Source organism: Paenibacillus sp. MZ03-122A (genome assembly GCF_024213325.1).
Classification (GTDB): Bacteria; Bacillota; Bacilli; order Paenibacillales; family Paenibacillaceae; genus Paenibacillus; species Paenibacillus polymyxa_B.
On the sequence record NZ_JANAVI010000004.1, the window covers coordinates 220257 to 243921 of the forward strand.

Annotated in this window: 14 protein-coding genes; 11 read left to right on the forward strand and 3 right to left on the reverse strand. The window is 48.4% G+C overall.

Going from position 1 to position 23665, the window contains the following annotated elements:
* The first annotated feature begins 443 nt into the window (after positions 1 to 443).
* The 5 genes from NLX74_RS11060 (at position 444) to lpdD (ending at position 11329) form a co-directional block, all read left to right on the forward strand.
* Positions 444 to 773, forward strand: coding sequence for an ArsR/SmtB family transcription factor (locus NLX74_RS11060; protein WP_061828729.1), 330 nt, complete (start codon positions 444 to 446; stop codon positions 771 to 773).
* A gap of 29 nt (positions 774 to 802) precedes the next feature.
* A complete protein-coding gene (locus tag NLX74_RS11065; RefSeq protein WP_254328734.1) occupies positions 803 to 2584 on the forward strand; it encodes a SulP family inorganic anion transporter in 1782 nt (593 codons plus the stop codon).
* Positions 2585 to 3103: 519 nt separating this feature from the next.
* Entirely contained in the window at positions 3104 to 4729 is a 1626-nt protein-coding gene (locus tag NLX74_RS11070) for a S8 family serine peptidase (protein WP_069290144.1), read from the forward strand.
* Positions 4730 to 5296: 567 nt separating this feature from the next.
* Positions 5297 to 10801, forward strand: coding sequence for a S8 family serine peptidase (locus NLX74_RS11075; protein WP_254328735.1), 5505 nt, complete (start codon positions 5297 to 5299; stop codon positions 10799 to 10801).
* A gap of 180 nt (positions 10802 to 10981) precedes the next feature.
* Entirely contained in the window at positions 10982 to 11329 is a 348-nt protein-coding gene (lpdD, locus tag NLX74_RS11080; RefSeq protein WP_254328736.1) for a prenylated flavin chaperone LpdD, read from the forward strand.
* 11 nt (positions 11330 to 11340) lie between these two features.
* On the opposite strand, the gene NLX74_RS11085 is transcribed toward lpdD, so the two are convergent.
* Positions 11341 to 11928 carry a hypothetical protein gene (locus tag NLX74_RS11085; RefSeq protein WP_235308941.1) on the reverse strand — a complete coding sequence of 196 codons (588 nt, stop codon included), beginning with the start codon at positions 11926 to 11928 and terminating at the stop codon, positions 11341 to 11343.
* A 223-nt stretch (positions 11929 to 12151) separates the two neighbouring features.
* On the opposite strand from NLX74_RS11085, the gene NLX74_RS11090 reads away from it, so the two are divergent.
* The gene (locus NLX74_RS11090; RefSeq protein ID WP_061828734.1) at positions 12152 to 12523 is read left to right on the forward strand and encodes a DUF4190 domain-containing protein; all 372 of its coding nucleotides are present in this window, start codon (positions 12152 to 12154) and stop codon (positions 12521 to 12523) included.
* A 93-nt stretch (positions 12524 to 12616) separates the two neighbouring features.
* Entirely contained in the window at positions 12617 to 12856 is a 240-nt protein-coding gene (locus NLX74_RS11095) for a hypothetical protein (protein ID WP_061828735.1), read from the forward strand.
* Between the two features lie 173 nt (positions 12857 to 13029).
* On the opposite strand, the gene NLX74_RS11100 is transcribed toward NLX74_RS11095, so the two are convergent.
* Together NLX74_RS11100 and fabV are read right to left on the reverse strand one after the other, a co-directional pair.
* A complete protein-coding gene (locus tag NLX74_RS11100; RefSeq protein ID WP_013311427.1) occupies positions 13030 to 13182 on the reverse strand; it encodes a DUF1540 domain-containing protein in 153 nt (50 codons plus the stop codon).
* A gap of 299 nt (positions 13183 to 13481) precedes the next feature.
* Positions 13482 to 14669 (reverse strand): enoyl-ACP reductase FabV, encoded by a 1188-nt coding sequence (fabV, locus tag NLX74_RS11105; RefSeq protein WP_254328737.1) that lies wholly within the window; start codon positions 14667 to 14669, stop codon positions 13482 to 13484.
* A 189-nt stretch (positions 14670 to 14858) separates the two neighbouring features.
* Between fabV and NLX74_RS11110 the strand changes: the two genes are divergently transcribed.
* The 4 genes from NLX74_RS11110 to NLX74_RS11125 all read left to right on the forward strand — a co-directional run bounded on the left by NLX74_RS11110 (position 14859) and on the right by NLX74_RS11125 (position 23506).
* Positions 14859 to 20579, forward strand: coding sequence for a WIAG-tail domain (locus NLX74_RS11110; RefSeq protein ID WP_254328738.1), 5721 nt, complete (start codon positions 14859 to 14861; stop codon positions 20577 to 20579).
* A 159-nt stretch (positions 20580 to 20738) separates the two neighbouring features.
* Positions 20739 to 21245, forward strand: coding sequence for a hypothetical protein (locus tag NLX74_RS11115; RefSeq protein WP_254328739.1), 507 nt, complete (start codon positions 20739 to 20741; stop codon positions 21243 to 21245).
* A 168-nt stretch (positions 21246 to 21413) separates the two neighbouring features.
* Positions 21414 to 22124: a response regulator transcription factor gene (locus NLX74_RS11120; protein ID WP_254328740.1), complete on the forward strand. Its 711-nt coding sequence runs from the start codon at positions 21414 to 21416 to the stop codon at positions 22122 to 22124.
* 2 nt (positions 22125 to 22126) lie between these two features.
* Positions 22127 to 23506 carry a sensor histidine kinase gene (locus NLX74_RS11125; RefSeq protein WP_254328741.1) on the forward strand — a complete coding sequence of 460 codons (1380 nt, stop codon included), beginning with the start codon at positions 22127 to 22129 and terminating at the stop codon, positions 23504 to 23506.
* Positions 23507 to 23665: the final 159 nt, after the last annotated feature.

A 23665-nucleotide genomic window follows, 5' to 3' on the forward strand; every position in this document is an offset into this window, starting at 1 on the left:
CCGAAAGTGTCATTACATTTTATGATCAACACATCATAAATACGTAAAATAACCTGTTCTTCCAATAGCATAAAAAAATAAAAAAGCCTGGCTAATCACGCCGTCAGACAGCGTGATATCACCCATCATGTCGCCCGAACGGGGCCGATGAGACGAAAACTCAAATATGTGGTTGTATCATGCTGTCTGTCTGTCGTTATCATGTAAAGCTCAGTCATGTCTGTCGGCCCCCTTTTCTTAAAGTTAATTGCTATGTTAATGGAAACCTGTGGAAGCTGTCAACCCTGAAAGGTAGAAGTGTGGGAAAATGTAACTTTACTCACGGTGAAGTGTGAGTAACATCATAGTTCAATTGGCCCAAAGCTGATATTGTACTAAATATTCAAATATTCAGATATTGTTGAACGTTTATAGGACAATTCTGTGAGGGGGACGGAGCAGGCATGGAAGGAGATCTCCAGAAATTTAAGGCCGACTTTTTCAAAGCATTGGCTCACCCTCTGCGCATCCGCATTTTGGAGGTGCTGAGTGAAGGGGAACGGAATGTGAACGAGCTACAGACTGCGCTCGGTTCCGAAGGTTCTGCCGTATCGCAGCAATTGGCCGTTTTACGAGCCAAAAATTTGGTGAACAGCTTCAAGGAAGGTACATCGGTCGTGTATTCACTACGTGATCCGCTTTTGAAGGAGCTACTTGCGGTGGCGCGACGGATTTTTGACAATCATTTGGTCGAAGCGATCTCGTTGCTGGAAGGTATACGTAACGAGAAGTAATGCTATTACAGAAAAGAAGGGTTACAGGAATGAAGTGGATAGGAAGGTTCGAAGGCTATAACGCAGGGGCTTTGCGTAAGGATCTCATTTCCGGAAGTATTGTAGCGATTGTGGCGATTCCGCTTGGTATGGCGTTTGCCATTGCATCAGGAGTAAAGCCGGAATATGGGCTGTATACGACCATTGTTGCGGGAATTTTGGTTTCGCTGCTGGGAGGGTCAAAATTCCAGATCGGAGGACCTACGGGTGCATTTATTCCGATTTTGCTGGCTATTGTCATGCAATACGGTTATGAGAACCTACTCATAGCCGGTTTTATGGCGGGTATTATGCTCATTTTAATGGGAGTGCTAAGGCTGGGGGCACTGATTAAGTTTATTCCCAAGCCAGTAACAATTGGCTTTACGGCCGGTATTGCCGTGACGATATTCAGCGGTCAGATTGCTAACTTTCTCGGCTTGCGTGGGGTAGAGCGGCATGAAACTTTTCTGCCTTCCATGGCAGAGCTCATCCATCGACTTCCTTCACTGAATGTATATAGTATCCTGACGGCTTGTATCTGTCTTGCCGCGCTTATTTTGGTGCCTAAAAAATGGCCCAAGATACCCGGCTCACTGGTTGGTCTACTCTTGTCAACACTGGTGGCAGCTTTACTTTTTCCAGGGCAGGTGGCTACGATTGGCTCTGCGTATGGCGCAATTCCAGCATCTTTGCCTGAGCTACATATTCCCGCGATGACGTGGGATTTGATCGTGAAACTCTTGCCGCCAGCACTTGTTATTGCAATGCTGGGAGCTATTGAATCTTTGCTTTCAGCGGTGGTAGCTGACGGTATGACGGGAGCCCGGCATAACAGCAATCGTGAACTGGTTGGACAAGGGATAGCTAATTTGCTGACACCGCTGTTCGGCGGAATTCCTGCGACAGGTGCAATTGCCCGCACCGCCACAAATATCCGTAACGGTGCTGTTTCTCCTATGTCAGGCATCGTACATGGGTTCGTGGTGCTCCTCATCCTGGTGCTTTTCGCACCTTATGCGTCTAACATTCCGTTGGCCAGTATGGCTCCGGTGCTGATGGTAGTAGCTTGGAATATGAGTGAGCGCAAGCATTTTGCACACATTCTCAAAACGCGGACAGCGGATTCTATTGTGCTGGTTGTCACCTTTTTGCTGACAGTTTTTACGACGCTGACAACGGCTGTGGAGGTAGGTTTAATTCTGGCAGTTGTATTGTTTGTTAAACGTATGAGCAGTACACTTTCAGTAGATAAGGTACTTCCTGATCCTTCTGTAAAACATGAAAAAGTAGGCGCCCATATGGTCACAGATCAGCATGATTGTCCACAGGTGGCTATTTACAATGTGGAAGGCCCTTTATTTTTCGGTGCAGCCTCGGTATTGGAAAACTCAGGTGTGGGAGGTCGGACTGACCACCTACAAGGGATTTTGTTGTTGCGTATGGGGAAGGTCCCTTTTATGGATATGACGGGAGAAGGTAACTTTACCGCATTAATTCAGAAATACCGGCAGTCTGGCGGAACGGTGCTTGTTTCCGGGCTCCAGCCTCAACCGCTGGCATTACTACAGAAAACCGGATGCTACGACATGATTGGACAAAAGCATTTTTTCGAACATACAGGAGAGGCCCTGACGGCTGCCCTTGCGCTGGTGAATCAGGATCATTGCTGTGGATGTAGGCAAATGGCTTTCCGAGAATGTACGAGTCTGTGCCGCAGATCGCTGCAAACCAAATCTTCCTTTCCAGATGGAGCCGTTTCGGTTCCTATACCTGTAAATAGCGGCAGATAACACTCTTTTAAATTTGTTGCTGAATGCCGAAAAATCTCTTCTAATCCCCGAAACCAAGTGCATAATGAAGACTTGCATTTGCTTCGAAAATGGAAGAGGTTTTTCTCTTCTTCAAGAAAAAAAGGAATAAAATTCAAAAAAATGCTTGAATATCTGATTTTATGACACTATACTAGATTCAAAAGATACCATATGTTTCATTTTTTTGTTTTAAATTGTATTTTAATACTTGCACATTAACCTCCTCGATTATTTCTAAATTTCTTATCCTACCTTTCTCTTCATTTTTTTCACTTATCATTTTCAAACTTGTCCACCTGTTTCTACCCGATGCTCGTTCTTTACGGTCTGCACCAAGGGTTGTTCACCTCAGAATGATGACCTATGGATATCACCCCGGCGGTATCTATATTTTTTAAAGGAGGTGAGTACCAGAGGCTATTTTGTGAGCTTTTGACGTAGCTGCCCGGAAGGTTGTCCTTGAGAATTAAAAAACCAAGTAAAGGGAGATGGAAAGTATTGATTAAGTCGAAAAATATCAAAAAGACGCTGTCGGTCAGTTTTACCGCTCTTCTTGCTTTTTCTCTGATTTCTCCGGTATATGGTGATTCCAGCACAACCACCTCAGCAGGAGCATCGACGATTTCCGCCAAGGTTTCTGCCAAGCTGAACCAACAATTCAGTGCTAGTGAGTATGTTACCTATCTGGTTAAATTAAAAGATCAGGTGGATACGGAGTCAGTTGCCAAGCATGCTTTCCAAAAGGCCTCTGCAGAGCAAATTTCACCCGCTGCTGCTAAGCTTTCTGTACGTACAACGGTTGTGAACTCTCTCATGGATACAGCAGAAAAAACGCAACAATCCGTGGAGGAATACTTAAAGAAGGAAGTCAATAACGGAAACGTCAAAAAGTACAAGAGTTACTTTATCGTGAACGCATTTGCGGTAACCAGCACGAAAGAGGTCATGGATAATCTCGCCACACTTCCTGAGATCGACAAAATTTTACCGGATGAAAAGCGGGAACTGCAAAAGGTAGAAATAGATAAGGATGCCCAGCCCGTAGTTGAGGAATCTACAGCTGACCAAGCAGTTGCAGATCAAGCCGCTGTAGATACGGCTGTGACGGAAGAGAATGCGCAAAAATCAGTGGAAGAATCCGTGTATAAAGATGCGGTAACGCCAAGCCGTGTCGAGTGGAATATCTCTAAAATCAAAGCACCACAGGTTTGGGCCAAAGGCATCGACGGCAAAGGCATTGTAGTCGCCAATCTGGATACAGGCGTTGAATATACTCACCCGGCGTTGAAAAGAAAATGGCGTGGTCTGAATGCTTCCGGTCAGGTCGTTAATCCAGAACTGAGCTGGTATGATGCGGTTGATGGAGCATCGCTGCCAACTGATTCAAATGGACATGGTACACATACCATGGGTACGAGCGTTGGCTCGGACAGCAACGGTACGAATGAAATCGGTGTTGCCCCTGGCGCCAAATGGATTGCGGTTCGAGTATTCAATCCAGATACGACCGACTCCATCTTGCTGGATGGTGGGCAGTGGATTCTTGCTCCTGTAGATAAAAACGGTAAAAAACACCCTGAGCTTGCACCGGATGTGGTGAATAACTCTTGGGGCGGCGGACCTGGCCTGGATGAATGGTATCGACCAGTCACCAAGGCGTGGAGAGCGGCTCAGATTTTCCCTGAGTTCTCCGCAGGCAACACAACATTGTCCAATCCGGGCGGACCTGGGTCTGTAGCCAATCCGGCAAATCTGCCGGAAGCTTATGCAACAGGAGCCACGGACATTAACAACAAGCTGGCCAGCTTCTCACTGCGCGGTCCTTCTCCTTATGGCGAAGTGAAGCCTGAAATTTCGGCTCCTGGTGTCAACATCCGTTCTTCTGTACCGGGTGGAGTGTATGAGGGGGGATGGAATGGTACCTCCATGGCAGGTCCGCATACTGCTGGATTAGCGGCATTACTGCTTCAGGCCAAGCCATCTTTGACTGTGGATCAACTGGAGGATGTTATTTCAAAAACAGCGACGCCGCTGACAGATAGCCAGTATCGGACTTCACCGAACAATGGTTACGGATATGGTCTGATCGACGCGCTTGCTGCGGTGAACTCCGTACTTAAGTGAGGATTTTGCAAAAATCCCATAAGCGACTTCCAATAAACAAGATATAGAGCGAAAGATAGGATTAAGAAAGACCCCCGAAATCCCTTTGAGCGGCTCGTACAGAGATTGCATACACCTGTTAGCCGTGTAATGCACTATTACGTAGCCGCAAAAAAGGGGTTTTCGTACATAAAAGAATATAAAAGTCATAGAATTTCAAGAAAAATGCAAAAAAATGACTTGTATATCTGTTTTGATAACTTTATACTATTCCATAATATATGATTATATATCAATTTTTAATATAAACTGTAATGATATAACATGTCTTTTCTTCGAAGTTCTCCTGCTTGTTCTCCTTGGTTTCTACTAAATTTCATCGCTTCCTATTGGGATTGTAAACTCACCTATGAAGTACCACCATCTATGAACAGCCAAATATTTTTGTGCCTCTATATTCTATGAAGGAGGTGGTCGCCAACCACATCGTGTTGCGCAACCCGTGTGTTTGATGTGTAAGGTATGAGGTCTTACTCTGTACAGGTTATTCCAGAAACATTAAACCTAGTAAAAGGAGTGGAGAAGTAATTGATTAAACCTAAACGATTCAAGAAACCACTATCTATCGGACTATCTTTGCTAATGGCCTTTTCCTTTGTTCAACCTGCTTTGGCGAATAACACACCGGATGGCTCCAAGCTGGAGCTGAAATCAGCCTCGCACAAGGTCACGACCGCGAAGGTGTCCCCGAAACTGACCAAACAGTTTGAGGAGAATAACTATGTTACCTATCTGGTCAAATTAAAAGAACAGGTAGACACCAACAAGGTTTCCCAAAATGCTCTCCAAAAAGCCTCACTTGAGAAAATAACACCTTCCGCTGCCAAAATGGCTGCACGCAGCCATGTGATCAGTTCTCTGCGTGAAACGGCTTCAAGAACCCAATATGGGCTTGAAAATTATTTGGATAAGCAATCAGAGAGCGGCGGAGTGAAGGAATATAAAAGCTTTTTTATTGTCAATGCATTGGCTGTAACAAGCACCAAGGAGGTGCTGGATCATATTTCGCAGCTGCCTGAGGTCGATAAAGTCTTGCCGAATGAAACGCGTTATCTGCAAAAGGTGACGGTTGACAAGCAAGCAGAGGGAGCAAATGCCAAAACGGCTGAAACAGCCACAGCAGCAACGGCGAAGTCTGCAACGGTAGAGAAGGCTGTAGAGCTGGAGAAGGACGATGGCAAAACATCGGCTAAGCCTGGCAATGCAGGTAAGAACGCTGTAGACCCATCTACGGTGGAATGGAACATATCCCATATTAACGCACCACAAGTGTGGGAAAAGGGAATTGACGGAACCGGAATCGTGGTTGCCAATCTGGATACAGGTGTAGATTATACACATCCGGCCCTTCATCGTAAATGGCGGGGTTTGGACGCGGCAGGCAATGTCGTGAATCCCGAGCTGAGCTGGTACGATCCGCATAGTCATGCGACGCTTCCGGTCGATCAGGAAGACGATTCCCATGGTACACATACGATGGGCACGATGGTCGGCTCTGAGGAAAACGGAACGAATCGAGTTGGCGTTGCACCTGGTGCGAAGTGGATTGCGGTTCGGATTTTTAATCCGGAAACGACGGATGCGATTATACTGGATGGCGGTCAATGGCTGCTTGCGCCAAAAGATGCCCAAGGGAATCTTCATCCCGAGCTTGCTCCAGACGTAGTGAACAACTCGTGGGGAGGCGGACCGGGTCTTGATGAATGGTTCCGGCCTGTGGTTCAGGCGTGGCGGGATGCTCAAATCTTCCCCGAATTCTCCGCAGGTAATACCTCTCTTTCCAATCCGGGCGGACCTGCCTCGGTAGCCAATCCGGCAAACTATCCGGAATCCTTCGCTACTGGAGCCACGGATAGCAATGATAATCTGGCCAGCTTCTCATTGTTAGGACCCTCACCCTATGGTGAGGTGAAGCCCGAAGTTTCCGCACCGGGTGTGAATATCCGGTCATCTGTCGCTGGTGGCGCCTATAAAGGCGGGTATAACGGTACTTCCATGGCGGGACCTCATGTTGCGGGCCTTGCAGCTCTGTTGCTGCAAGCGAATCATTCGCTTACCGTAGATCAGCTTGAGGAAATTTTGATGAACACAGCTACACCGCGCACGGACAGCACATATCCTACTTCGCCAAACAATGGTTACGGACATGGTGTCATTAATGCGCTGGATGCAGTCGGTTCGGTCATGCAAGGTCTGGGTTCCGTGTCTGGTAAAGTTGTAACGGGTGGCGACGATCTGGAAGCACCTATTCTCGAGCATACACCGCCCGCAGCGGCATTCGAGGGTATTGATATACCTCTGACTGCTCATGTAACGGATGATGTCGGCGTGACAGCCGTTGAGGCATTTGCCAAAACAACAGGTACGTCAAACTATGTATATATTCCGTTGGAACGGACCTCCGGCGACAGCAAAGATGGTACATATCAAGCGTCTATCCCGACTTTTTTGGTGGACAGCGCTGGTCTGGAATACTATATTCGTGTAAATGATTATGGTAATAATGGATTTGAAACTGAAGTATACAAGGTTAAAATCTCCAAAGGTGTAAAACCAGGCTACACACAAGACTTCGAAAAAGACATTGCCGGTATTAATATCGGTGGACAGGGCAGTGTTTGGAAATGGGGAACTCCGACAAGCGGCCCTAAAAGCGCACATTCGGGTACAAAGGTCATCGCGACTAATCTCGAAGGCCAATATCAGGCCAACTCCAACAGTTATTTTATGGCCCCTCCGATTGATCTGACCGAGAGCTCAAAAGGGGCACTGGTCAGCTTCAAGCATTGGTACGATCTTGAAAACAATTCTGATTTCGGCAAAGTGTACGTAGCAACCACAAACAATCAGAATGCGTTTGAGCAGGTATTATCGTTTACCGGCACCAGCAACGGCTGGAAAACACAATATCTTGATTTGCGGGCATTCGCGGGTCAAAAGGTATACCTCCTGTTCAACTTTACGAGTGACAATACGGTTGTGAAAGATGGCTGGTATATTGACGATCTGTCGATTCAGGAGCCAGACACCGTTGCACCTGCTGCGCCGAGCAATTTGACTGCTGAAGCAGATACTGTGGGCAACGTCACACTGGCCTGGAATGCTTCCTCCGATGAGGATGTAAAGCAGTACAAGGTGTATCGTTCTACCCAATCAGGCAAAAATTATACTTCCATCGGTACAACCTCAGCACTGACACTCACAGATACCATCACGGTCGGTGGAGCGACCTATCATTATGCAGTGGCGGCTGAGGATTATAGTGGCAATGAAGGAATCAAGTCGAATGAGGCTTCTCTGAGAGTAGACGTGCCAGATACGCTGTATAGCGATCATTTTGACGGCAGCTCGGATAATGGCTGGACTCATTCCGGTACCAAGGATGAGTGGGAACGCGGCATTCCCAAGGAAGTAGGACCAGAGAGCGCAGCGTCCAGACCCAATGTGTGGGCAACCGATCTGGATAGCAATTATGAGAACGGAGCTGAATTTTCGCTGGTTTCTCCCAAAATTAATTTGCAGGCTGTACGCAACGCAACACTGACCTTCAATCACTGGTTTGAAATTGAGGCCGGCTATGATTACGGTTATGTGGAAGTGTCCAAAAACAATGGCGACACGTGGAGCGAGCTGGGCAAGTTCTCTCACAACACGAACGGGAAAAAGTGGACTCCAGTTTATTACAATCTGGATAGCTACACCGGCAATGAGATTCAAATTCGCTTCCGTTTGAAATCGGATAACAGTGTGAACAAGAACGGCTGGTACATTGACGATTTCCGTGTGCTGGGCATTCCAGCTGCGACAGTGACCAAGGACATCGTACCTGAGTCGAGTATCAAGCTGGAAAAAGCGGAAGAACAATTCCCGCTGTACAAAATTACAAGCACTGAAAAGAGTGAATTCCAGGAGAAAGTGAAGCCGGCAGAAACAACGGTGGATAGTGGACGTGTCGGTCTCGACAGTCTTCCAGCCAGCGCTACGGTTACGGTATTGGAAACCGGACGTTCGGTGAAAACGGATCCGACCACGGGCAAATACAGCTTTACCCATGTAGCGGGCGACTATACGCTGAAGGCTGAAGCCTATGGTTATGTGCCTCAAACGAAAGCAGTCACGATTGAGAATAACAAAGTCATCAGAGCAAACTTTAGTCTTCAGGCCGTACCTCACGGTACGATTCACGGGGTCATTACCGACAAGCAATCCGGTGAACCGATCCAAAAAGCGAAAGTGTTGGTGCTGGAGGATGCACGTATTGCTCCGGTAGAGACGAATGAGGCTGGAGAATTTACGCTGGACGTGCTGGAAGGAACATACACATTGTCCATTTCAGCTGAGAATTATTATAGCGACAGTGTATCCGTTACTGCTCCTGCGAACGGTAGTGTGGAAGCGAATGTCACGTTGAAACCTTTCATCGGGTTCCAGGGAGGCATTGCCTACGATGACGGGACAGGAGAAAATGCTAGAGCCTTTAACGCGGCAGGCAATTCATGGGCAGTCAGAATGACGCCTGAGTCGGAAGTGGCTCAAGTGACAGGAGCATCGCTTTTGTTCTGGAACTCTGCCTTTCCGAATCCGGGAGGAACGGCATTCCAATATTCTATCTATGACGCCTCCGGTGCGGCAGGAGCACCTGGACGATTATTGGCTGGTCCATTCGACGGGACTGCCGTAAGGGATGAGACACAATGGACGACGGTGCAGCTTCCAGAGCCGGTGACGGTTCAAGGTGACTTCTACATCGTATATACACAGTCTGCTGTAGGCACACAGTCGCCAGGTCTTGCTACAGATGAGAGTGGCCCGAATGCACTTCGCAGCTGGCAAGGTGTAAGCGGAGCATGGAGCCAATCACCTGAGGAGGAAGGGAACTACATGATCCGGGCTATCGTCAGATATCCGGTGAATGCTCCAACGATTACGACTCCTACGAAGGCTACGTATACGCAGGAAGAGTCGATTACCGTAACAGGAACTTCCCCGGCAGAAGGAGCCGATATTCAGCTCTTTAACGGTAAGGAACTGGCTGGCACAACGAAAGTGAAGGATCGTCAGTTCAGTTTGTCGGTTGATCTTCAGCCAGGTGCTAATCCGCTAAGTGTTCAAGCAGCGGTATACGGCAAATTAACGGATCGTTCCGAAACGGTAGTTGTGACGCTCGATCAGACTAAACCGGGTCTGATCCTGACTTCTCCTGATGAAGGAGCCCGTACGAACGCGGGTGTAGTTAGTGTTATCGGTACCGTGTACGACGAGTTCCTCACCGAATTGTCGATTAACGGTGAGCCCGCTGAATTTGGAAGTGATGGCAGCTTTAACAAGCGATTGCTTATCAACGAAGGCGAAAATCAAATTACGGTGACGGCCAAGGATCTTGCTGAAAACGAAACAACCGTTACGCGCTCGGTGTATGTCGATACAGCTCTGCCGAAGCTTGAAAACATTAGCCCTGCGGAGGATGTGCGTATTACTCCAGGGCAGCCGGTACGAGTATCCTTTGACAGTGCATCCGGTTTGGAGGCGTCCTTCCATGTGGAGCTGCCTTTCAACCTGTCCACTTTGGGCCGCAACGATATTCCATTAAATGAAACTTCGTCAGGCCACTATGAAGGTACTTATTTCACTTCATCTTCTCTGAATCTGGAAGGCGGAGTCATCGTGATCCGGGTAAGGGATGCAGCGGGAAATGAAGTGGAGACGGAGGCGCCAGGAAAATTGTATGTAACCAATGGTGGAGGACAGAACCCTGATCCGAATCCACCTACATCCAATGAAAAGCCAGTAGCCATTATTCAGGCTAATGAATCAGCTAAGAAGAACAAAAATGTACAATTTAACGCCAAAGCTTCCCGTGATGTAGATGGTGAAATCGTCAGCTACAGCTGGAATTTTGGCGATGGCGATACGGCAGTCGGTTCCAAGGTGAAGCATAAATTCACCACAGCTGGAACGTATACCGTAGAGCTAACGGTGACGGATAATGACGGCGCAAGCGGTAAGACTGTGCATACGATCACAATCCGTTAACAGCCAGTAGGAAAGGGAAGGCTTCTTCTAGAATAGCAATGAAGGCCCACAGCAAGCCACGGTTTATAGAGGCTGCTGTGGGCCATTTTTAATTGTCGAGCCGTTCAGGAAGCGATACAATGAATAATGGTCATAAAGTGAATCGTTTCACAATAATATTTTTTAGCAGGAGAGGATTATATGATACATTTGCAAAAAGAAAGCGGACGTATCCGTCTTGTGCTGGATGCCTATTTTATGGGGGAAGATATCATTGTACTCATTTCTGGCGGTGATCAGCCCCATTTGGGAACGATTACAGCAGGGGCCAGGCTCGAGCCGATTCAAACTGTGCAATTACAAAACCATAAGGAATTTTATATTACCGAAGAAATTGCAGTTCGCTTGCGAAAAGAGTTTGCGGGCAATTTTGCCATTTGCTGCGGGGCACATTTGGATCATGCAACCAAGGACGAAATCAGAGTGCTGACAGATATGGCTATACAACTGGGAAAAGAGCTCATTGGAAAACTCAAGCAAGCACGCTAGTAGCGACCTTTTTAAGTGAACTCCTGAAAGAGCAGATTGCGATAGGGATACTTGCTAAAGGGATACTTAAAAAGCAAGGCAAAGCCATCATCCTCAATTTGTACGGATTTCAGTGCAGAGGATGGAATCAAACTACGGATCATGACATGAACTGCACGCTGGTCTTGTCTGTTGATCGCTTTAGCTAAGGCAGAAGCAAAACATGGATTACGTGCCAATTCGCGATACAGCGGAAAAACGGCTTTTGCGATGGCGCGATGAACTCTCGGCTCAAACGTAAACTGCACAGTCCCCGGTGGAATCGTCGTTCCATTCGTATAATAAAGCATCGGTGGCTGAGCTAAAAAGGAAATGAAGTAGCCGATGCCATTCGTGCCTAAGCCTTGTTTGGCGGCAAATGGCGCTACTGAGCAGAGAAGGGATTTCATCCGATCCAAATTGCCCTGAACGACAGCTCGTGACCATTGGACGGCAAAAGCACGTCGGGTTGCAATAGCTTTGTAAAAGGGTAGCATGGCAGCGGATATTTTCCTAAGTGTTTCTGCATTTAAACGTTTGTGAGGCGAGCCCTTTCTGCGGGATGTTGCACGATATAGCATAGCTCCGACCTCCTTGGCAGGATGCTCTCATGGAGCGCAATTGATCTGTAACAGGTAAAATACTGTATGCCCGGTTACCTCAAAAAGTGCTAATATCGCTATGTTTCTTCTTTTTAACGTTCTAATTTAAAAAATTGAAATAAGTACTGTCCTGATTTGTAAGATTGTGGTACCCTAGAACTTATATAATTGCTATTTTACTTATTGGAGTTGAATTTAACAGATGAGTGATTTGTACAAGGAGCCTCGATCTTCCGATCCTTTTCAGGAGACGAACGATTATAACGCCCCATTTAACCCGCCCCCAGTAGTTCCACCTACGAATAGTAAAGCTGTTGCCTCGATGGTGCTTGGGATTTTATCTGTGGTCATTCCCTATCTCGGGTTGATTATCGGAATTGTGGGTATTATTTTGTCCAGTCTTTCCCTGAAGGAAATTAACCGTCATGGCGAGCAAGGCAGAGGTATGGCCATTGCTGGATTGGTATGTAGTATTATCGGTACACTGATTTATACACTGATCATCATTTTTATAGTTATTGTTTTTATTGTAGCGGCCTCCAGTGGCGATCCAGATGTTTTTTCAGACATTTAATGAATTGAAGAATGCTTGAGTCAGACAAACCATTCACGATTTGACTATTGGATGTTATGATAAAAGGAGTCCAAAGAAGGAGAGTGAAGCCGTATGGCACGTACTCAAACACAAAAAGCGCTGAGCAAGGCAAAACGCGCTGGAATCTATTGTGCGGCACAGAGCCGCAAAACGAATGACCATTATGGCGAGATTTCACAGCACATACGAATGAAGCCGACCAAGCAAGAACAATTACAAAAGGTCAAGCACAAGAAGCGAATCGTTCAGAGCGACGCTTCTTTTTTTGTTTTTAGAGAGAACAGCAGGGTCCTTTTCGGCGTGACTTTATAAAGTAAGCCTGCAACCAGACGTTGAGCAGAGAAATGATTGTGTGGATTGAATAGCGTTTTTCTGTACCGAAAAAGGACTTGATAATAATTATCATTCTTGTTAGAATATCATAAGAAAGAAGGAACCCGGGCATGGGCTCCTTCATTATAAAGCTTAGGCTTGAAATCAAAGATTTACTTGGCTTCGAAGGTTTTGCAGTCTGTTTCTTCGGATTTGTGAGTGTCTTCAGGTCTGTTGCTTACGATATAAATGGAGCTAGCGCTACATTTATTTTCTTGGGCCCAGTACGTACATGAATTGACTTCACACAGAACGTCTTTTGCCATGTTGTACACCTCCTTATATGGATGTGATGGGCTGAGCAAATAGTATCACGGTCAGTCAAGGTAGGACTTGTCCAACTGTGTTTACCCTCTTGTTAGGAAGAGGGATTTTGCTATGCCTACTTGTACAATATCAAATGAAATTTAAAATTGCAATATTTGCTTCATTTTGCAGTTCGAAGCGGACACAAGTGTCCCTTTTAATTAAAAAACAAAAGCTGTCCTCCATGCAGAACGAAATGTTTCTCTGCTGGAGAACAGCTTTTTTTTGTTTTTCTGACATAATGACGATATGAAAAGACTTAGCGCACGTTAGGAATATTTACGATGGGATCGATGTCAGCATCATAGTCTACGCCCTCGAACTCAAAGCCGAACAGTTGGAAAAATTCGTGACGATATCCTTCAAGATCTGACAATTCGTAGATATTGTTGGTCGTCAGCGCCTCCCATATCTTCTCAACCTCTGCCTGTACGTCTTCGCGCAGTTCCCAATCATCAATACGAATACGCCCTTCTTCGTCTACAGGAATTTCTGGTGCGTACAGACGCTCAGCAAACAGGCGGTAGCTCTGTTCTACGCACCCTTCATGCAGCCCTTTTTCCTTCATTACCTTATATAAAGCAGAAATATACAGAGGAACGACAGGGATAGCGGAGCTAGATTGGGTAACGAGTCCTTTGGTGACTGCGACGAAGGCGCGTCCGCCTGTAACTTTCAGCTGATCGTTCAGCTGATGCGCTGTCTCCTCCAAATGATCCTTTGCACTTCCGATACTGCCTTCTCTGTAGATGGCTTGCGTAATATCTGAACCAATGTACGAAAAGGAGAAGGTTGTTGCAGTATCAGCCAATACACCGCCTTCACGCAAGGCGTCAATCCACAATTTCCAGTCCTCACCACCCATAACCTCTACCGTTGCTTGTACTTCTTCTTCTGTTGCGGGTTCAAGCGTCACGCTGCTGACTTCCCCGGTGTGGAAGTTAACGGTCTTGTTTGTGTAAGGCTTACCAATAGGTTTGAGCACGGAATTAAACGTTTCGCCTGTGCGAGGATTTGTACGGCGACCTGAAGCGACACTGTAAACCACCAGATCGACTTGTCCCAGTTCTTCGCGAATGGCTTCCACCGTTTTGGCTTTGACCTCATCCGAGAAGGCATCGCCTGTCACGCTTAAGGATTTAAGCCCAGCTTCCTGAGCAGCTTTTTCAAATGCAGCAGAATTGTACCAGCCTGCCGATGCTGTACGTGTGGCCGTAGCATTACTAGGGCGATATACACCAATTGTATTGGCACGCGCACCGAAGGCAGCAGTAATGCGAGAAGCCAACCCATATCCGGCAGATGCCCCGATCACAAGTACATTACGGGGTCCCTGGATAGCAGGACGGGCCTGTACATAGTCAATTTGCTCCTGAACATGTTGGGCACAGCCCACCGGATGAGCAGTGGTGCAGATAAAGCCACGTGTTCTTGGTTTAATAATCATGTTATTGTAATTCCTCTCTTCTTGTAGCGATCTTCACCCTTACTATTTTAACTTTTAACTATTTTTTTTCAAACGTGGATTTCAGTAAGTATCCTTTTTAACCAAAAGTGTATCCTTGCACGGGGTGGCAAGTGCCTAAGGGCCTGCATATGATGCTGTAACGATAAATACGAGAAGGGAGAGAGCTGCTTGAAGAATAAGAGCCGCAAAACCATAAGAAACAAAAAGCCGCTCTATAGTGTAATTGACCCGGATATGAATGAATTAAGTATGATACAGCGCGTGAAGCCACAGCCTGCGGAGAGGGAGACAGAAGCAAGACTTCATCAAGTTGCTTCTCCGCCTCCCCCAACCAAAGAGGAGCCGGAGCTACAGACTGTTGTCGAACCTGAAATCGAGGTTTCGCATGAGAAAGAGGTTGAAGGTGAGGATGCAGAGGAGACTCAAGTGTCGATGGAGGAACCCCAAGAGCTAGAACCACAACCAGAGCCGGAGCCAGAACCAGAACCTGATCCAATTGATGTGGAGGAAATTTTGAGCAATAAGAAGGCCCCACATGTAAACAATGCTTTCATCTATACAGACGATTTGAGCGATTTCGCTGTGACGGGTGAGAAGATCGCTCCCGCTTCCATAGATTTCAGCAAGCTGAAACAAGAGAGCATCCACACGGAATCTCTGGCGGATTATGCCGTTCAAACGATTAAGATAGCCGACGGTGCTGTGACTTCTTCGAAGATTGCCGCAGACTCCATTACGGTGGAACATCTGTCGGACGCATCGGTGTCAGGCAGTAAATTGCAGGATCGCTCCATCGGTGGTGAAAAGCTTCGAGATGGCAGCATCACTCCTGAGAAGCTGGCTGATAAGATTATCAGCGGTGATCATATTGCGAATGGCTCCATTGAGAGCCGTCACTTCAAGCAATGGATCGTGTCTTCAGATATGCTTCAAGATCAGTCGGTCACCTCGGATAAAATTCGCAGTGGTACGATTCAATCGAACAATTTGGCTAATGAAGCTGTCGACAGCTCCAAGCTGGGCGATCAATCTGTGACCACTTCCAAACTGCGGGATGGTGCTGTGGATGGAGCTAAAATCCAAGCTGGCAGCATTGAGAGTGCACACCTGACCGAGCATGCCGTTCATGCAAGGCATCTGGCCCCCGGTTCGATTAATCGCAAGCAGCTATCCAATGGAATTGTGGGTAAGGAACAATTGGAGGAAGGCGTTGTTAGCGGGCGCCATCTGGAGTCTGAGGCAGTGACCAGTGCGCACATTCAGGCTGGAGCGATCGAAAGAAAGCATCTGAGTCCTGGCTCCATCGGGGAAGAGCAGATTGGAACGGGCCAAGTGACAGCCCGCCACCTGGCGGATCGGAGCATTCAGTCCAATAAACTGGCAGATCAGTCTGTAGGCTCATTGCAAATTGTCGATCAATCCGTCACTTCATCCAAGATATCGGATCAGAGCATTTTACCACACAAAATTGCCGACGAGGCGGTACTTACCAGACATATTGCTACAGCAGCCATACAAGGTCCCCAAATTTCTCCGGAGGCAGTCTCTTCCGTACACCTCCAGTCGGAAATCATTCGAAAAGATCATATTGCATCGGAGGCGGTTACGGAGCAACATTTGCATTCCGGGGCTGTGACGAGCGAGAAATTAGGGAAGGGGGCAGTGTTGGAACACCATGTGGCGAATCAGGCTGTCAAGGAAAATCACATTGCCTCGAGCGCGATTAAGTCTGACAAAATTGCTGACGAAGCAGTGACAGAACCTAAAATTGCCACAGGAGCGGTAACTGGAAATAAGATTGCCCCTCAAGCCATTACACACGCACACATTGCAACGGGGGGAATTCGTGAAAACCACCTTGCCGACAACAGTGTGGGTGGAAAGGCATTGCAGGCTCAATCCGTCGATTCAACCCATCTGGCCCAGAGTTCTGTGCTGAGCAAACATCTTGGGGAAGACAGTGTTGGAACCTCGGCTTTGCAAGAACAGTCCGTTACTGCGGACATACTAGGGGAAGGCGCTGTTCAAACCGCGCATTTGGCCAGCGGAGCGGTGTACTCCCATCATTTGCAGGATCATGCCGTTACTTCACTGAAACTATCGCCGGAAAGTGTGGCCACGGATAAAATCAATGATTTGGCGATTACGGCTCCTAAGTTAGCTGAGGGTAGTGTCACTTCCTCTAAGCTGTCTGCTCGTTCCGTGCAGCCGTGGCATATTACCGATAAAGCGGTGCAGAGTAACCATCTGGCTGTTGAAGCGGTGGAGGCGAATCATCTCGCTCCGGAATCCGTCACCTCTAATCATTTGCAATCTGCATCGGTCCAAACCAAACACCTCGCCCCCGACAGTGTATCCGGTCATGCACTTCAGTCAGAAAGTGTCACCTCTGAGAAGCTAGCGGCCCGTGCTGTGCAGGCTTCCAATCTGGCAGAAAACAGCGTGGGTCCCGGACATTTGGCTGCGCAAGCCGTACACACTCAGCATTTGGCTGCAGGAGCAGTACAGGAGACGGAATTAGCCCAGAACGCTGTAAAGTCTGTACATCTTGCGCCCGAATCCATCCAATCGGAGCACTTGCAAAGCGGGGTCATTCAGGGAGAGCATATCGCATTGCAGGCTATAGCGACTCCGGCCTTACAGGATGAATCGGTCACCTCTGCCAAACTGTCGGAGGGAAGCGTAACTCCCACCAAACTGTCTGCCCATGCCGTGCAGTCCGGACATATTATGGACGAAGCTGTACAAAGCAACCATTTGGCTGTGGCGGCCGTGGATTCGGCACATCTGGCTGCAGGAGCGGTCACCTCGGTGCATCTACAGGCTTCCTCGGTGCTCACGAGACATTTGGCCCCGGATAGTGTGTCCGGTCGTGCGCTTCAAGCGGAAAGCGTCACCTCGGAAAAGCTGGCAGCGCGCTCGGTACAAGGAATGAACCTCGCGGAAGGCAGCATCGGCCCTTCACATCTTTCTGCGCAGTCGGTGCACACTCGGCATCTGGCAGCTGGAGCAGTACAGGATAGAGCACTGGCAGAGGGGGCAGTGAAGTCCGTGCACATCGCACCGGAATCCATTCAGCCACATCATCTGCAAATTGGAACCATTCAGGGAGAGCACATCGCGTCACAGTCCATATCGACCGATGCTTTGCAGGATGAGTCTGTTACGTCCGATAAACTGGCGGATGAGGGTGTGACTGCCGCCAAGCTGTCAGCCCACTCGGTCCAGCCGTGGCACATTACAGACGAAGCGGTGCAAGCCAAACATCTGGCAGAAGAAGCCGTCCAGTCCAATCATCTGGCCCGGGAATCTGTCACCTCTGCCCATTTGCAGGCTTCAGCGGTGCTTGCGAGCCATCTGGCTCCAGATAGCGTATCTAGTAGTGCGCTTCAAGCAGAAAGCATCACCTCGGAAAAGCTGGCGGCACACTCGGTGCAAGCGACGAATCTCGCGGAAGGCAGCGTCGGCCCTCCACATCTGTCCACGCAAGCGATACACACCCGGCACTTGGCAACGGGTGCAGTACAGGACAGAGCGCTAGCAGAAGGGGCAGTGAAATCCGTACACATCGCACCGGAGTCCATCCAGTCGCATCATCTGCAAACGGGAACCATTCAGGGTGTGCATATCGCCTCACACGCGATATCGACCGATGCTTTGCAGGATGAGTCCGTTACGTCCGACAAACTGGTGGATGAGGGCGTGACTGCCGCCAAGCTGTCTGCCCACTCGGTCCAGCCGTGGCACATTACAGACGAAGCGGTGCAAGCTAATCATTTGGCAGAAGAGGCTGTCCAGTCCAACCATTTGGCCCGGGAATCCGTCAGATCTGCCCATTTGCAAGCTTCAACGGTGCTTGCGAGCCATCTGGCCTCGGATAGCGTATCCAGTAGTGCGCTTCAAGCAGAAAGCGTCACCTCGGAAAAGCTGGCGGCACACTCGGTGCGAGCGTTAAATCTCGCGGAAGGCAGCGTCGGTCCTTCACATCTGTCTGCGCAGGCGATACATCCCCGGCATTTGGCACCCGGCGCAGTACACGACAGAGCGCTGGCAGAGGGGGGAGTAAAGTCCGTGCATATCGCACCGGAGTCCATTCAGCCGCACCATCTGCAAACGGGAACCATTCAGGGTGTGCATATCGCCTCACAGGCCATATCGAACGATGCTTTACAGGATGAATCCGTTACGTCCGACAAATTGGCGGATGAGGGCGTGACTGCCGCCAAGCTGTCAGCCCACTCGGTCCAGCCGTGGCACATTACAGACGAGGCGGTGCAAGCCAATCATTTGGCAGAAGAGTCCATCCAGTCCAACCATTTGGCCCCGGAATCCGTCACCTCTGATCATTTACAGGCTTCCTCGGTGTTTGCGAGACATCTGGCTGTGGACAGTGTGTCAGGTCGTGCGCTTCAAGCAGAAAGCGTCACCTCGGAAAAGCTGGCGGCACGCTCGGTGCAAGCGACGAATCTCGCGGAAGGCAGCGTCGGCCCTTCACAGTTGTCTGAGCATGCCGTACACCCCCGGCACTTGGCAACGGGCGCAGTACAGGACAGAGCGCTGGCAGAGGGGGCGGTGAAGTCCGTGCATATCGCACCGGAGTCCATTCAGCCGCACCATCTGCATCTTGGAACCATTCAGGGTGTGCATATCGCATCCCAAGCAATATCAACCGATGCTTTGCAGGATGAGTCGGTTACGTCCGACAAACTGGCGGATGATGGCGTGACTGCTGCCAAAATATCTCCTCATTCGGTCCAGCCGTGGCATATTACGGACGAAGCGGTGCAAGCCAATCATTTGGCAGAAGAGGCCGTCCAGTCGAGCCATCTGGCTCCTGAATCTGTCACCTCTGCCCATTTGGAGGCTTCGGCAGTGATGACCCGGCATATTGCACCCGGGAGTGTATCGGTTCACGCGCTTCAGGCAGGCAGCGTGAACGCTGAGAAGCTTGCGCTTCGGGCGGTGCGTGCTTCGAATCTGGCAGAAGCCAGCGTAAACTCCGTGCATTTGACGGAGCATGCCGTACACGCTCAACATTTGGCCGATGGGGCGATCCAAGGGTCCGCACTGGCAGAGGGCGTGGTGCAGTCCAGGCATATCGCGCTGGATTCAATCCAGTCGGAACATCTGCAAGCAGGGGCAATTCAGCCACAGCATGTAGGCTGGCAGGCGGTGGCTGAGGATGCTATACAGGAAGGTGCGGTGACGTCCAGCAAGCTTGCAGATGGAACGATACAGTCCCGCCATGTGGCTGAGGAAGCTATTGAAAGCCACCACATTGGAGAGGAAGTTATTGATTCGCATCACCTAAAGCCGGGCTCGGTGACACTGGCTCAGCTGTCCACAGATATTCATCTCTCCGGACTTTTGCCAGAGGAAGGTGTCAGTGGCGACAGACTTCAGGCAAACAGTATATCTCGCAGCCATCTGCAAGCTCAGGCCGTCGACAGCGAGGTACTGAGCCCGGAAGCTGTGGGACCAGAGCATCTGCAGGCTGCTGCGGTACAAAGTCATCATGTGGCAGAGCAGAGCATTGAGGGTCATCATCTGGTGGAAGGCTCTGTAGGCTCACGTGAGTTGGAGCTGAACGCAGTGAAGCCGGAGCATTTGAGCATCACTCCGGTCCGTACTTGTGCGAATCAGCCCGCATTGCAGCAGTTTGGCAGAGCGCCGTTTCTTTTGAAAGGTAGTGAAGGAGAGACGGAAGTGACCATTGTATTCGGGGAGCCTTTTGTAAACCCAGACTACACGTTGGTAGCGATGACGAACCACCCTCTCTTTCATGCGACGCTGAAATCTCAGACGCCGAATGGAGCAGTGATCGTCGTAACCAAGTGGAACGAAACCTCGCATAACTATGGTATTATTTCCTGGATCGCCATTGGCTAGTGAAGATGGTTATTGTAGAACTCATAGCGTACAGACTCATGTAATTTCTAAATACATGAGTCTGCACGCTATTTCATATACTTTTCACACATTTGCTCCACAATTATCCCGAATTCTCCTGATAAGCTAAAGATACTTTAAAGGAGAGGTGATTCAATCATGAAAAAATGGACTAAAAATGCAGCAGCCGTATTGACCGTAGTAAGTGTACTGGGAGGAGCAAGCAGTGCATTCGCCGCTACAGCAACAACGACTCCAGCGAGCACTGCACCAGCGACCAAAGCTCCTGCGTTTACGACTCCGGCTACCAAAACACCGGCGAAAGCACCTGTGACGAAAACACCTGTGGTGAAAGCACCCGTTAAAAAAGCTGCAACAGCTCATAAAACAACAACCAAAGCGAAGAAAGCCCCTGCCAAAAAATCCGTTGCGAAAAAAGTGGCAAGCCACAAAACAAAAGCAGTGAAAGTGCAGCACCGTACAGTTAAACATCATGCAAAAAAACATAATGTTGTTAAACACAAAGCAACAACTCATAAAACTCGTGCACATCATGCCGTAGCTAAAAAAGTGACCCACAAAGCTCCAGTTAAAAAAGCAGTCCCAGCAAAAACAGTGAAAAAAGCGCCAAAAACAGCTGCTAAAGTAGTAACAACCAAGAAATAAGATGGATGTGTAATTAGCTTTCAGCTCGCCTGGCATATACAGCAGCGATTCATGATAAGAAAGACGGGACCGGGAACGGTATACCCGTCTTTTGTCTATTCTGCTGGGCTTCTGTTAAGCTTAAAGAGAGGATGGAAGCATCCAGAACAACGGCAAGGGGTTAAGGCCATGACAAAAATAGTAGTAGTGGATGACGATGTGTTCATTTTGCAATTAATATCTGAATATTTGAAAAAAGAATCCTACGAGGTCACTTCCTTTTCCAGTGGTAAAACACTGGTAGAGCATATCCGTACGAACCGTCCGGATTGTCTCGTTCTTGATATTATGATGCCTGGCATTGATGGGCTTTCTCTACTGACTCAGCTTCGTGATTTTACAGAAATGCCGATCATTATGATCTCTGCCCGTGGAGAAGAAAACGACCGTATTCACGGGCTGGAGCTGGGATGCAGCGATTTTTTGACCAAGCCCTTTAATCCAAGAGAGTTGGTAGGAAGGGTTAAAGCGATGCTGAGACTGAGCAAGGCCGGAATGTCTGCATCGGACGATAGACAAGCGGCAGGAAGCGCAGATCTTTGCCATGCGGGCAATCTGTGTATTTTTGCTGACTTTCGTAAAGTCACAGTGGACGGACAAGAGCTAAATTTGACCTCACGTGAATTCGACCTGCTGCTGTTTCTTGCGAATCATCTGGAGAGACCTTTTGGCAGAGAACATCTGATTCAGCAGGTGTGGAGCTATGATTTTATAGGTGATGTGAGGGTTGTGGATGATCTGGTCAAACGGATTCGTAAAAAGTTAGCTGAATTTCACTCTACGCTCGTCATTAACACCGTATGGGGTTTCGGCTATAAAGCAACGGTTCAGGAGTTATAACCATGCGTACGATGAGAGCTAAAATACTGCTTTCCCTGTCCATCGCCATGCTTATTACCGTCTGTATTACGGTCGTTTTATTCATCAGGCTTATCGACGACATTCTGGTGAATCAGGCTAAATCCAAGCTCCATGAGCAGGCGCGCAAAGCCGTCCATATTATGAGCGACGGAGGCTTTGATCGACTGGATAATGCTGAATTGAACTATGTTATCAAGGGCGTGCTTTTATCTGCCGATTACTTTATTTTAAGCACGGATAACCGCATCATCGACTCAAGCGTCTCTGGAATGGAAGGCAAAAAGATCGAGCGTTTGCTTTTGATCCGCCAGGGATTTTTTGCATCGGTTCATCCGTCTCCCCAGGATCTGACCGCTACACATGAAGGGGTAGCTGTGCTTCAAGGTAAAAAGGTACTGTTTACGAATGAAGAATTGCCCGGACAGCCTTTTCGTATTTTTGTATACTCACCCTTATCTTCTTTGCGAGCACTGTATGTACCGTTAATGAGAACCACATTACTGTCTATCATCGCGGGTTTTTTGGTGATTCTCGTCATTGGTCTGATGGTTGTCTCGCGTCTAGTGCGTCCGCTTAAACGATTGAAGGAGGCGGTAGGCAACTATGAGCCTAATCAGCCGCAGGATAGTGATTTTCCGCAGGCGGATAAAAGTGAGATTGGCGAGCTGATCGGTACCTTTCATTCCATGTCCGCCCGTATTCAGCAGCACCATCAGGGTCAAATTGAATTTCTACAAAATGTATCTCACGAGCTAAGGACACCGTTAATGTCCATTCAAGGCTATGTATATGCCATTCAGGATCAAGTGGTATCCCAGGACGAGGGGCTGAGTATCATCAAAGTGCAGTCCCAGCGGTTAATTGACATGGTGGAAAAGCTGCTGCAGCTATCAAGGCTGGAAGCGCTGAATGAGGAATGGCCTGTCTCTCTGGTTGATCTTAAAAGCATGGCGGAGGATGCTGTTCATCTATTGATGCCGGTGGCTGCTGAACGTTCTATCTCGCTTCGAGTGGAGGGAGAGGGCCTGCATGTGGCCGTTCCGGCCGAGCAATTGTTCCGTATGATGTTGAATTTGTTGCAAAATGCAGTTCGGCACACCTCTACGGAGGTTGTCATTCATTTGGAGACAGGGACAACACCGGAGGTTGTATGGGTTATGCATGTGGATGATGATGGAGGAGGGCTGACCGAACAAGAGGCAGCCGAGGTGTTCGGAAGATTCTATGCGGGCTCAAATGGTGTCACAGGTCTTGGATTGGCTATTTGTCGTCAAATTGCTACCCGGTTGAATGGAGAACTACTCTGCACCCGTTCGCCATTGGGTGGAGCACGCTTCAGCTATATCCAGCACATGTTATAAATGAGTACAAAAATGGGTAAAAATGATCGTTTTTTCGGCCTAATATCCCATTTATCTAACATAGTATGATAGGTTTTTGGTGATATTTTAGATATAGCTTGACTGGTAGGTACTAAACTGAGTAAAATTAATCGTATATACCTTGACTCCTGGACGTCG